At 68.4% G+C, this 12,810-nt stretch carries 8 protein-coding genes and 1 tRNA gene; all 9 read left to right on the top strand.

The genetic code is table 11. The features are described from left to right. The first annotated feature begins 16 nt into the window (after positions 1–16). The 9 genes from gnd (at position 17) to ACFLIM_RS39545 (ending at position 12,112) form a co-directional block, all read left to right on the top strand. Positions 17–961 (top strand): phosphogluconate dehydrogenase (NAD(+)-dependent, decarboxylating), encoded by a 945-nt coding sequence (gene gnd, locus ACFLIM_RS39585; protein WP_393173963.1) that lies wholly within the window; start codon positions 17–19, stop codon positions 959–961. 45 nt (positions 962–1,006) lie between these two features. Beyond that, positions 1,007–2,251 carry a DNA replication/repair protein RecF gene (recF, locus tag ACFLIM_RS39580; protein ID WP_393173961.1) on the top strand — a complete coding sequence of 415 codons (1,245 nt, stop codon included), beginning with the start codon at positions 1,007–1,009 and terminating at the stop codon, positions 2,249–2,251. Continuing rightward, on the top strand, positions 2,241–2,735 hold the full coding sequence (locus tag ACFLIM_RS39575; protein ID WP_393173959.1) for a DUF721 domain-containing protein: 495 nt from the start codon (positions 2,241–2,243) through the stop codon (positions 2,733–2,735). The genes recF and ACFLIM_RS39575 overlap by 11 nt, the downstream gene beginning before the upstream one ends. 351 nt (positions 2,736–3,086) lie before the next feature. Further along, a complete protein-coding gene (gene gyrB / locus ACFLIM_RS39570; RefSeq protein ID WP_393173957.1) occupies positions 3,087–5,030 on the top strand; it encodes a DNA topoisomerase (ATP-hydrolyzing) subunit B in 1,944 nt (647 codons plus the stop codon). A 21-nt stretch (positions 5,031–5,051) separates the two neighbouring features. After that, on the top strand, positions 5,052–7,550 hold the full coding sequence (gyrA, locus tag ACFLIM_RS39565; protein WP_393173955.1) for a DNA gyrase subunit A: 2,499 nt from the start codon (positions 5,052–5,054) through the stop codon (positions 7,548–7,550). 3 nt (positions 7,551–7,553) lie between these two features. Beyond that, entirely contained in the window at positions 7,554–8,315 is a 762-nt protein-coding gene (locus tag ACFLIM_RS39560) for a DUF3566 domain-containing protein (protein WP_393173953.1), read from the top strand. A gap of 136 nt (positions 8,316–8,451) precedes the next feature. Then, a tRNA-Ile gene (locus ACFLIM_RS39555) sits at positions 8,452–8,525 on the top strand. Between the two features lie 1,687 nt (positions 8,526–10,212). Next, entirely contained in the window at positions 10,213–11,517 is a 1,305-nt protein-coding gene (locus ACFLIM_RS39550) for a hypothetical protein (protein ID WP_393173951.1), read from the top strand. Positions 11,518–11,674: 157 nt separating this feature from the next. Then, a complete protein-coding gene (locus ACFLIM_RS39545) occupies positions 11,675–12,112 on the top strand; it encodes a hypothetical protein (protein ID WP_393173949.1) in 438 nt (145 codons plus the stop codon). Positions 12,113–12,810 lie beyond the last annotated feature (698 nt).

Genomic DNA, 12,810 nt, shown 5'->3' with positions numbered 1-12,810 from the left:
TAGGGGGTAGGACACCATGCAGATCGGCATGATCGGACTCGGCAAGATGGGCGGCAACATGGCCGAGCGGCTGCGCCGCGGCGGTCACGATGTCGTCGGCTACGACCGTGATCCGGCCATCAGCGACGTCGCCAGCCTGAAGGAGCTCATCGAGCGCCTGGAGACGCCGCGCGCGGTCTGGGTCATGGTCCCCGCGGGCAAGCCCACCCAGACCACGGTCGACGACCTCGGCGAGTTGCTCGACGCGGGCGACCTCGTCATCGACGGCGGTAATTCACACTATGTGGACGACCAGAAACACGCCGCCGAGCTGGCCGAGAAGAGCATCGGCTTCGTCGACTGCGGCGTGAGCGGCGGGGTGTGGGGTCTCAAGAACGGCTACGCGCTCATGTGCGGCGGCGAACAAGCCAACGTCGACCGGCTGATGCCGATCTTCGAGACGCTCAAGCCCGAGGGCGAGGACGGCTTCGTCCACGCGGGCGACGTCGGCGCCGGGCACTTCGCGAAGATGGTCCACAACGGCATCGAATACGGCATGATGCAGGCGTTCGCGGAGGGCTGGGAGCTGCTCGAGGCCTCCGAGGTGGTCAAGGACGTCAAGGGCTCCTTCAGCAGCTGGCGCACCGGCACCGTGATCCGCTCCTGGCTGCTCGACCTGCTGGTCCGGGCGCTGGACGACGACGAGCGCCTCGACCAGCTCCGCGGTTACGCACAGGACTCCGGCGAGGGCCGCTGGACGGTCCAGGCGGCGGTGGACCACGCGGTCCCGCTGCCGGTCATCACCGCCGCGCTCTACGCCAGGTTCGCCTCGCGCCAGGACGACTCCCCCGCGATGAAGGTCGTCGCGGCGCTGCGCAACCAGTTCGGCGGCCACGCGATCACCTCGACCGAGGGCAACACCGGCAAGGGCGCCGACTCGCCCGGCGCGGACGTGACACCGCCCAATGGCCTCAAGCGCTAGCGCGCCGTGACCCCAGCGACCCGTGGGGCGCACTAACCTCGTGGGGTGCACGTCGCCCACCTCTCGCTGACCGACTTCCGGTCCTACGCGTCCGTGGAGCTCGGCCTGGAGCCGGGCGTCACGGCGTTCGTGGGGCCCAACGGCCAGGGCAAGACCAACCTGGTCGAGGCCCTCGGCTACGTCGCGACGCACTCCAGCCACCGGGTGGCCGGCGACGCGCCGCTCGTACGTCAGGGCGCCACGCGGGCGATCGTGCGCTGCGCCGTCCACAGGGACGACCGGCGGGCCCTGATCGAGCTGGAGATCAACCCGGGCCGGGCCAACCGCGCCAGGCTCAACCGCTCTCCCGTGTCCAGGCCGCGCGACGTCGTCGGCCTGCTGCGCACGGTGCTGTTCGCCCCCGAGGACCTGTCGCTGGCCAAGGGCGACCCGTCGGAGCGCCGGCGCTTCCTCGACGAGCTGCTGGTGGCCAGGGCGCCCAGGTTCGCCGGCGTGCGCGCCGACTACGACCGGGTGCTGAAGCAGCGCGGCGCCCTGCTGCGCACGGCCGCGCAGGCTCGCAGGGGCAGCAGGAGCGCCAGGCGGGCGGACAGCGACAATGCGTTCGCCGCGGCGGGCGCGGGCGACGTGCTGAGCACCCTGGAGGTGTGGGACGCCCACCTCGCCAGGCACGGCGCGGAGCTGTTGCGGGCCCGGCTCGAGCTCATCGACGCGCTGCGCCCGCTGGTGGCCGGAGCCTACGCCGCGCTCGCTCCGTCGAGTGCCCCCGCGACGCTGGCCTATCGCAGCACGTTGTCCACAGGTGGGGATGCGGATGAGGGTTCCTCGGAGCACGAAGCCGCCGGTGAGCGGGGATCTTTCGATACACAGACGTTATCCACAGACTTGGGGAAAACCCTTGAAGAACGTCTGCGGGAGCGGCTATTGGAAGTCCGCTCCGCGGAGTTGGAGCGGGGCGTCACGCTCATCGGGCCGCACCGCGACGACCTGATCCTCGGCCTCGGCGAGCTGCCCGCCCGGGGCTATGCCAGCCACGGCGAGTCCTGGTCGTTCGCGCTGGCGCTCCGGCTGGCCGCCTACGACCTGCTGCGGGCCGACGGCGGCGATCCCGTGCTGATCCTCGACGACGTGTTCGCCGAGCTCGACAGCCAGCGCAGGCGCCGGCTCGCCGAGATCGTCGCCCCCGCCGAGCAGGTGCTCATCACCGCGGCCGTGCCGGACGACGTGCCAGGAGAGCTGTCGGGAGCCAGATTCGACGTCGCAGAGGGGAGCGTGACCCGTGTCCGTTGACGACAACCCCACGGCCAGGGGCGCCGCGATGGCCAGGGAGAAGCTGGCCCAGGCCAAGGCCGACGCGGCCAAGCGCGGCCAGCTCCCCCGCCGCGAGCCCAGGCGGAAAGGGCCGTGTAGAGAGAACGGCGATCCCCAGCTTTTCGGTCGGGCCATCGCGGATCTGCTGGCCGATCGGGGCTGGGAGCGTTCGGCGGCCGTCGGGGGCGTGTTCGGCCGCTGGGTCGACATCGTCGGCCCTGACCTGGCCGCGCACACCAAGCCCGAGTCCTTCGACGACGGCGAGGTGCTGATCGCGGCCGACTCGACCGCCTGGGCGACGCAGGTGCGGCTGCTCGCGCGCACCCTCGTACGCAGGCTGAACGAGGAGCTCGGAGACGGCACTGTCAAGAAGGTCAAGGTCAGAGGGCCGCAGAACGCGCCGAGGTCCACGGGGGGTTTGCGGGTGACCGGAAGCCGGGGCCCCGGCGACACCTACGGATAGCCGCGTCCAGCGGCTGTCCGCAGCAGGCGATTGCGCCGCTACGGTTAGGCGCCAAGAGCGATCAGATTGCCTCAGACGCGATAAGCCCCCTTTCCGGAGGGGGGATGCTTGCCTGGGGGCAAAACGAGCTAGCGGGCATCACAGGCGCGTTCATTGCCACCTTCGGGCTCCGGACCCGGTAGACTGAAGACGGATTCCGGACACGTCCGCTTGCGTGTCACCCCGGCAGCAAGCCGACTCCCCTGGGTGACCGCGCATCGGGGCACTCACGACGGTGACGGGCACGGCAGGGGCAGCTTCGCAGTTTGGTGGCCTCCCCCGCCGCGTGTCCGCGGCAGGAGGATTTCGCACTTGTCCTACGACGCTAGCTCAATCACCGTACTCGAGGGGCTTGAGGCGGTTCGCAAGCGCCCGGGTATGTATATCGGCTCCACCGGGGAGCGCGGCCTGCACCACCTCGTCACCGAAATCGTGGACAACGCGGTGGACGAGGCGCTGGCCGGTTTCGCCGACAGCATCGACATCACGATCTTGGCCGACAACGGCGTGCGCGTGATCGACAACGGTCGCGGCATCCCCACCGGCATCCACCCGGTGGAGAAGCGCTCCGCCGTCGAGGTCGTACTGACCACGCTGCACGCGGGCGGCAAGTTCGACAGCCAGTCCTACGCGGTATCCGGCGGCCTGCACGGCGTCGGCTCGGCCGTCGTCAACGCGCTGTCCACCGCCATGGACGTCGAGGTCAAGCAGAACGGCCACTACTGGCGCCAGCGCTACGAGAACTCCAAGCCGACGGCGCCGCTGGCCAAGGGCGAGCCGACCGACGAGACCGGCACCACGATCACGTTCTGGCCGGACCCGGAGGTCTTCGAGACCACGACCTGGAACTACGAGATGCTCTCGCGGCGCTTCCAGGAGATGGCCTTCCTCAACAAGGGCCTGACGATCACGCTCACCGACGAGCGCCCCGACCACGTCAACGGCGAGGCGCGCACCGTCACCTACTGCTACGAGGGCGGCCTGGCCGACTTCGTGCAGCACCTCAACGCCAAGAAGGAGCCGGCGCACGCGTCGATCATCTCCTTCGAGGAGGAGGGCGACGGCATCGCGGTCGAGATCGCCATGCAGTGGAACAACTCCTACTCCGAGTCCGTCTACACCTTCGCCAACACGATCAACACCGCGGAGGGCGGCACTCACGAGGAGGGTTTCCGCGCGGCGCTGACGACGATCGTCAACCGCTACGCGCGCGAGCAGAAGTTCCTCAAAGAGGGCAAGGACGACAACCTCTCCGGTGAGGACGTCCGCGAGGGGCTGACCGCGATCATCTCGGTCAAGCTGTCCGACCCGCAGTTCGAGGGCCAGACCAAGACCAAGCTCGGCAACACCGAGGCGAAGTCGTTCGTGCAGAAGGCCTGCAACGACCACCTGCGCGACTGGTTCGAGCGCAACCCGGGCGAGGCCAAGGACATCATCAACAAGTCCCTGCAGGCCTCCCGCGCCCGCATCGCGGCCCGCCAGGCCCGCGACCTGACCAGGCGCAAGTCGCTGCTGGAGGCGGGCAGCGGACTGCCGGGCAAGCTGGCCGACTGCCAGTGGAACGACCCGGAGAAGTGCGAGCTGTTCATCGTCGAGGGCGACTCGGCCGGCGGCTCGGCCAAGGGCGGCCGCGACTCGCGCTTCCAGGCGATCCTGCCCATCCGCGGCAAGATCCTCAACGTGGAGAAGGCGCGGATCGACAAGGTCCTTAAGAACAACGAGGTCCAGGCGCTGATCACCGCCCTGGGCACCGGGGTGCACGACGAGTTCGACATCGCCAGGCTGCGCTACCACAAGGTCATCCTGATGGCCGACGCCGACGTCGACGGCCAGCACATCAACACGCTGCTGCTGACGCTGCTGTTCAGGTTCATGAGACCGCTGATCGAGGCCGGCCACGTCTACCTGTCGTGCCCGCCGCTCTACAAGATCAAGTGGGACCGCAAGGGCGAGGACGCCTCCTACGCCTACTCCGACCCCGAGCGGGACGCGGTCATCGCCGAGGGCATCGCCAACGGCAAGCCCGACCCGCGGCCGCGGGACAACGTACAACGCTTCAAGGGTCTGGGCGAGATGAACGCGGCCCAGCTCTGGGAGACCACGATGAACCCGGCGACCCGGCTGCTGCGCATGGTCACGCTCGACGACGCGGCGCAGGCCGACGACCTGTTCAGCGTGCTCATGGGCGAGGACGTGGAGGCCAGGCGCGACTTCATCATCCGCAACGCGCGCGACGTTCGCTTCCTCGACGTTTAGCCAGAAAAAGGATCAACACCTGTGACGGACGTGAACACCACTCCCCCGGCTGAACGCATCGAGCCCGTGGACATCCAGTCCGAGATGCAGCGCAGTTACATGGACTACGCGATGTCCGTCATCGTGTCCAGGGCGCTGCCGGACGTGCGCGACGGTCTCAAGCCGGTGCACCGACGGGTGCTCTACGCGATGTACGACGGTGGCTACCGTCCCGACCGCGGCTACTTCAAGTGCGCCCGCGTCGTCGGCGACGTGATGGGCACCTACCATCCCCACGGCGACACCTCGATCTACGACGCGCTGGTGCGCCTGGCGCAGCCGTGGTCGCTGCGATATCCGCTGGTCGACGGGCAGGGCAACTTCGGCTCGCCGGGTAACGACCCGGCGGCGGCGATGCGCTACACCGAGTGCAAGCTCGCGCCCATCGCCATGGAGATGTTGCGGGACATCGACAAGGACACCGTCGACTTCCGCCCCAACTACGACGGCAAGTCGCAGGAGCCCGACGTCCTGCCGGCGCGGTTCCCGCAGCTGCTGGTCAACGGCTCGGGCGGCATCGCGGTCGGCATGGCCACCAACATCCCGCCGCACAACCTGCGCGAGGTGGCGGCCGCGGTCAAGTGGGCCCTGGAAAACCCCGAGGCCGGTGACGAGGAGCTGCTCGAAGCGGCCATGAGGCTGGTCAAGGGGCCCGACTTCCCGACCAAGGCGCTGATCGTCGGTCGCCGGGGCATCGAGGACGCCTACCGCACCGGGCGCGGCTCGATCACCATGCGGGCCGTGGTCGAGGTCGAGGAGGACAAGGGGCGGCAGGCTCTGGTCGTCACCGAGCTGCCGTACCAGGTCAACCCCGACAACCTGGCGCTGAAGATCGCCGAGCTGGTGCGGGAGGGCAAGCTCACCGGCATCGCCGACGTACGCGACGAGAGCTCCTCGCGGGTCGGGCAGCGCCTGGTGATCGTGCTCAAGCGGGACGCGGTCGCCAAGGTCGTGCTCAACAACCTGTACAAGCACACCCAGCTCCAGGACACCTTCGGCGCCAACATGCTGGCGCTGGTCGACGGCGTGCCGCGCACGCTGCGGCTGGACCAGTTCGTCCGGCACTACGTGGCGCACCAGATCGAGGTCATCGTCCGCAGGACCCGCTACCTGCTGCGCAAGGCCGAGGAGCGGGCCCACATCCTGCGCGGGCTGCTGAAGGCCCTCGAACGGCTCGACGAGGTCATCGCGCTGATCCGGGCCTCGGAGTCCGCCTCGCACGCCCAGCAGGGCCTCATGGGGCTGCTGGAGATCGACGAGGTGCAGGCGCAGGCCATCCTCGACATGCAGCTGCGCAAGCTGGCGGCCCTGGAGCGGCAGTCGATCCAGGACGAGTTCGACTCGCTGATGACGCAGATCGCCGAGTACAACTCCATCCTGGCCAGCGAGACCCGCCAGCGGGAGATCATCAACGACGAGCTGGCCGAGGTCGTCGGCCGCTACGGCGACGAGCGCAAGACCGAGATCATCGCCTACGACGGCGACATGTCGATCGAGGACCTCATCGCCGAGGAGGAGATCGTCGTCACGATCACCCGGGGCGGCTACGCCAAGCGCACCAGGACCGACCTCTACCGGGCTCAGAAGCGGGGCGGCAAGGGCGTACGCGGTGCGCAGTTGCGCCAGGACGACATCGTCGACCACTTCTTCGTCACCACGACGCATCACTGGCTGCTGTTCTTCACGAACAAGGGCCGGGTCTACCGGGTGAAGGCGTACGAGCTGCCTGACGCCGGCCGCGACGCTCGGGGCATGCATTTGGCGAACCTTTTGGCCATGCAGCCCGACGAAACAGTCATGGAGGTTCTCGACCTACGCGACTACAACGTCGCCCCCTATCTCGTCCTGGCCACCCGCAGCGGGCTGGTCAAGAAGACGCGCCTGGCCGAGTACGACTCCCCCAGGTCAGGCGGACTGATCGCGATCAACCTGCGGGAGGACGACGAGGTCATCGGGGCCCGGATGGTCTCCGAGGAGGACGACCTGCTGCTGGTCTCCAGGGGCGCGCAGTCGATCAGGTTCACCGCTTCCGACGAGGCGCTGCGGCCCATGGGACGGGCGACCAGCGGTGTTATCGGCATGAGGTTCCTCGATGGTGACGAACTTCTTGCCATGAATCGGATCGCGGACGGTCAAGATGTGCTTATCGCCACTAAGGCTGGGTACGCAAAGCGGACGCCAGTGGAGCAGTATCCAGTTCAAGGACGTGGCGGTAGGGGCGTGCTGACTGCGAAAATCGTTAGTTCCCGTGGCAAGCTGGTCGGAGCCGTCATGGTCAACCCAGAGGACGAGGTCTTCGCGATCACGTCAGCCGGCGGGGTGATCCGGACGAGTGCCGGCGAGATCAAACAGTCCGGCCGCCAGACCATGGGAGTGCGATTGATGAATCTCGCTGAAGGCGACAGCGTGGTGGCCCTCGCCCGGAACGCGGAGTCGATGGAGACTTCGGTGGAGAGTGAGGAAGACGGGGGAGGAGAGTAGTTCATGAGCGCCCAGGGTGGCACCGCCAGGACGAAGGCGGCTTCGGGTAACGGACAACAACCGAAGAAGCCCACCGAAACCGAGATCTTCAACGCGGTCGACGACGGTCACGACACCTCGCCCGCGCAGGGTCGGCCTGTCCCGCCCAAGGACGAGCCTTCTCGCGCGACCGCGCCCACCACGGGTCCCGTGGGGGCGCCGGGGTCTGCCGGCCCTGCTGGGCCTGCCGGTTCTCCGAGTCATGGGGGACCTGCGGGGCCTGGGGGGCAGTCGGCTCCGGAGGGCAACGACACGGTTCGCATCCGTCCGTCGCTGACCTCCGAGGCTCCGCCGCCGGCCATAGAGTTGCCCAAGAAGAAGTCGTCGAACGCCGCGGGGAGCCGGCTGCCCCGCAAGGCCCACCTGGTCCTGCGCCGCGTGGAGCCGTGGTCGGCCATGAAGTTCAGCTTCGTGGTCTCCCTGGTCTGCTTCGTGGTGCTGTTCGTGGCGGTGGCCGTCCTGTACGGCGTGCTCTCCGCCCTGGGGGTCTTCGACTCGCTCGTGGACCTGGTCAACCAGCTCGGCCAGGGCGAGCAGGGGCAGAGCTCGATCCCGATCGACATCGCCTCCTGGTTCGAGCCGGTGCGCATTCTCGGCTACACCGCGCTGATCGGGGCGGTGAACGTCGTGCTCATCACGGCTTTGTCCACGTTGGGGGCGGTCATCTACAACATCGCCTCTGACCTGGTCGGGGGCGTCGAGGTGACCTTCAGCGAGGCCGAATAGGCCGAGTAGGCCGGGGTTGCTCGCGCTGTGCCAAGGCTTGGCGCGGCGCGAGCAACGGGCTGAAGGCGGTAAGCTTTTCCCGTCCGAACAACCGGTTCGCCTCTGTCTTGCTGATGCGATACGGTTCGGTGTGCGCGGGGCTATAGCTCAGACGGTTAGAGCGCTTCCCTGATAAGGAAGAGGTCCCAGGTTCAAGTCCTGGTAGCCCCACAGAGTTTGACCAGCTCAGAGGCCGTTTCCCGGAAGTGGGGAGACGGCCTTTGATCGTTTGCCATCAATTTGCCATCAAGATCGTCTGTCACCAGGTGACAGAGATCAGTCCACATCGACAGTAGGCGGACCGTCGAAGGGGACTGCCCGATGTTGAATTGAACGTTGAGATCCGCCTCGCTCGATGGCGGCACTCCGTCCGAAGGCGTAGGTCAGCCCGCGATGCGACCCTTGTACTGCCGCCTGCCCCCAAATCCCATGCGGTCTCCAGGTGGACCATGATCGGCACGGTCATGGGCAGGTGTAGCGGCGCTCGCAGCTCTCATCATCTCGACCATCGCCCTGGCGATGCAGATGGCCGACCGCGCAGAACGACAAGATCAAGAGCGTAGCCAGAACGCCATGCGTGTCACCTGGTGGGTGGAACACGAAGAAGACGAACGTGCGCTCGCCATAACTAGATTCACTGTGCAAAACACCAGCATCTATCCCATGTATGCCTGGGCGCTTGTGATAGAGGGCAACGAGCCTGCGGCGCTGACCAGCCCGCCTGCATCCGGGCCTAATGGGTGGACGCCCAAGGGAGTCCTCCCATATCCGCTCGGAACGCTCTCCCCATGCGTCAAGTACGTCTTCGAGAATCCGGCTGCCGGTGACATCGTCGACCCCGAGACACTCGCGCCGCTTTACGCCTGTACGCCCTCGCCTACAACAACCCCGAGAACCGGGGCTGGCAGCGCAACCTTCAGGGCGAACTCGCAGGCCCCTACGAAACCATTTTCCCGCACCCCAGCCTCCCCAACGAGAGAGACGAGAACGCCTACCTCTACAGCGAGAAGTACAGGCTCAAGCCGATCGCGACAGAAACCGTTCCGAGGTGCACATCCAACTGACGCAGTGATCGCCGAGACGTAAGCGACGAAATCTGTCATCCTCCCCGCGGCCAACCCGCCACGGGGGAGGAGCACCCACCCATGCAGACCATCCAGGCTGCCGACTACACCCGAGGCCGCCTCGGCGGTCATCGTGATCCACACCGCTGAACGACGGCTATCCGGCGACATCCCCCGACGCCCCGGCGAGAACCCATGAGCGCCCTGCGTGCCCCGGCAAGGCGCGCCGTCCGCCATCATCGCCTTCCATCGACAGCCACCCCAGGCTGACCTGGGCGAGACTGCGCGCCCGGCCGGTGCCGTCGCGCAGCAGCCCCAGGTGGCTAGGACGTTTCGAGATAGGTGACGATGTCATCACGGTGATGCCTGAGGTCAGCCGCAGCGGCCGCCACTCGGCACCGTGATCAGCAGTCGGCACCACCGCCAGCGCGAGCGCTGCGACTCTCCGTTACCGCGCATCTCGTCGCGAACCATTGTCGATATCCCGTCACTCAACACCAGGGACGGGGGAGTTCGAGGTCCAGTACGTCGCTGAGGGCGGCCGGTTGCGGCGCGTCTCGCTCGATCAGGCGGGCGGGGGGTGTCTCCTACAAGGGGCAGCCGAACTTCCCGGGGTTGTGGTGGTCGGCGACCGCCGGTGGGCCCGGCGACGCATCGCCACGCGGCGGTCACCCGGCGGCGCGGATTCTTACGGGGTCATTACCGTCCGTCTCGGCGTCGCGCGCGTCTCTTGGGGACAGGGGCGCGGTCGGTTAGCTTCCCGTTCGACACTGATCGTCAGACCTGGGAGCAGCATGAACCCCCTGCGTCGCTGGACCACGCGAATCCAGCTGATCGCCGTCGCCGCGGCCTGTGCCCTGGCGGCGACCGTCCCTGCGAGCGCGGCGGCGCACGCGGCCTGCCGGCCCGCGCTGGCCGGATTCACGCTCGCTCAGGCCGAAGTCAAGCCGGGCGGCACCGTGGCCGGTACGGTCACGTTGACCTGCGCGGCGGGCAGGCGCGGCGTCCTCGTGGCGCTGTCCACCACTAGCGGCGCGATCGGCCTGCCGTCCGGGGTCACCGTGCCCGCGGGTTCGACCCGGGGCACAGCCGTCATCACCGGCCGTGCGGTCACCGCGCCGACCACGGCGACCATCACCGCGTCCTACGGCTCCGGCGTCCAGCGGCAGACGATCACTGTCGTCCCTGCCGCCACCCCGACCCCGGCGCCGAGCCCTTCCGAGCTGCCGAAGCTGCGCTCGGGCAGCGTCTCCCCGCCCGTCATCACCGGCGGCGACGGCGCAGTGCAGACCATCACACTGGACCGTCCGGCACCGGCCGGCGGCGTGGTCGTCTCGCTGAGCTACGACCTGATCTACGGCGCGTCCACCGGCCGCAGTGCCGTCGTCCCCGCCGGCGCCACCAGCGTGACCTTCCCCTTCCGCATCGGCGCCCCCAAGCAGGAAACACTCGCCCGGCTGCACGCCCAGGTGCCCGGCTCGCCGCTGACGCCGATCGCCGAGGTCAGGATCCTGCCCGCCGACCCGGCCATCCGCGCCGTGACCGCTCTGGACTTCTCGGCCCCAGCGGCCCTCGTCGGCGCCACGGTGACCGGCACCGTGACGTTGAAGGAGCCGGCGCCGGCCGGCGGCATCACGGTCGCCCTCTGGTCCAACACGAGCTACGGGCCCAGCGTGTACGTCCCGCCGTACGTCACCGTCCCCGCGGGCAGCGTGAGCGCGAGCTTCCCCGTCAGGGTCAACGAGGCCGCCACCGCGTCGGTCGTCACCCCGTCCGCCGACCTGGGCACCTCGCTGGTCACCCAGGAGCTCGTCGTGGTGCCCAGCACGTTCTCCCTGTCCGGCGGCGGCGGCCTCCAGCCCGGCGAGCCCGTGCGCGGGGCCGTGGGGATCGGGTCGGCGCCCAACCCCGGCGGCGCCACCGTCGCGCTGGCAAGCGACAGCCCCAGCGTCAGCGTCCCCGCCACCGTTACCATCCCGCCGGGAAGCCCCGGCGCGGCGTTCCCCATCACCGTGGGGGACATGATCCCGGCCGACCGGGTGGCGCACCTCACCGCCACCTGGAACGGGCAGAGCGTCACGTCCACCCTCTACTTCTGAGCCCCCGGCACCCCCCGGGGGTGGTGAGGATCTTGCGGTTGGTCTGGTCTTGCGCGCGCTTGGCGCGCGGTGCGGGCGCGGGCATCGCCTGGCCATCTGCCGAATCGGCGGTCACACTGCGATCATGACCGGGCCCGTGCGCCGCGAAGGAGCCCCCATGAGCGATAGGCCAAGAAGGGCCGGATGGGTGTGGTCGGCCATTCAGGCTGCGATCGTGACGCTCGGAGCGATCCTGCTGGTGGCGTTCCCGTTCGCAGACCTGCTCACGTGGGCCAGCTCCCCGCAAGGGCTTCGGCAACCGGCGTTTTGGGCGTGGCTGACAACGCTCTGGCTGCTGGCTACCCCTGTCGCGCTGGCGCTGGAAGCGGTGCGGTCCTGGCATCGCGGTTATCGCGCCCGCAAGACACTCCTCATCGCATGGGCGATGATCGCTCTAGCCGCCATCGTGCAGTGGCAGGTCGGCGTCTCGTGGGGGGAGATCATCATCAGGCCCGTGGTGCTGGCCATGGTGTTGTGGTTGCTACGTCCGATCGAGCGCGCCGGCGACGTCGGCCCCGAGCACGACGGTCGCGTGGACCATCCGCCTGGCGCCTGACTAGGCCCCCCAATTCCCCCCAGAAATACCACCAGGCCCCCGCACAGCCGCGCGGGGCCTGGTGGTGGATGCTGGGCTGAGCATCCGGGGCCGGTAGCGACGGTCCCGGGCGCCCCTACTTGAGCACGCAGGCCAGGTGCGCGTGGCGGTGCTCGACCCCGCGACCTGGGATGACCTCCCGGGGCGTCCCGGGCAGACGGGACCGCGCCCACCAGCCAGACGCAACGAGGAAACATTTGGTCGTTTCTGTACTAAATAGGGATTTTGTCTGTCTTGAGTGGCCGATAGAAACCGGCGCATGGCCTCGCCCTGCTACCAGCCACAACATGCTCAGACGCGCCCGCTGCGGCCGCTGCGGCCGTTGGCCCCCCGCGCGAGTTAGCCGTCATGGCGAAGCCCCAGACTCGCTTGCGCAGCCCGATCGCGCCGATGCTGGCCAAAAGCGTGGACGCTTTCCCCCAGGGCGGCCGGGAGAATGGGCGTACGAGCCCAAGATGGACGGCTTCCGCTGCCTGGCCACCATCGACAGCGACCGCGGCGTGCATCTGCAGTCCCTGCGCGGCGCACGCTTCAACGAGACGTTCGGCGAGGTGGTGTGGGCGATCTACGAGCACATCCCCGCCGGCACCGTTCTCCGCTTTGCCGTACGATCTTGGTGTTCAGATCGTGCCGACCCTGGGCATCACGTCGCGCGCATG

The organism is Nonomuraea marmarensis, assembly GCF_043197025.1.
GTDB lineage: Bacteria > Actinomycetota > Actinomycetes > Streptosporangiales > Streptosporangiaceae > Nonomuraea > Nonomuraea marmarensis.
This window is presented reverse-complemented; position numbering and strand designations above follow the sequence as displayed.

Coding starts and splice junctions, on each gene's coding strand:
- ACFLIM_RS39545 (WP_393173949.1), top strand. CDS start 11,675: ATGAGCGATAGGCCAAGAAGGGCCGGATGGGTGTGGTCGGCCATTCAG.
- gnd (WP_393173963.1), top strand. CDS start 17: ATGCAGATCGGCATGATCGGACTCGGCAAGATGGGCGGCAACATGGCC.
- ACFLIM_RS39560 (WP_393173953.1), top strand. CDS start 7,554: ATGAGCGCCCAGGGTGGCACCGCCAGGACGAAGGCGGCTTCGGGTAAC.
- ACFLIM_RS39550 (WP_393173951.1), top strand. CDS start 10,213: ATGAACCCCCTGCGTCGCTGGACCACGCGAATCCAGCTGATCGCCGTC.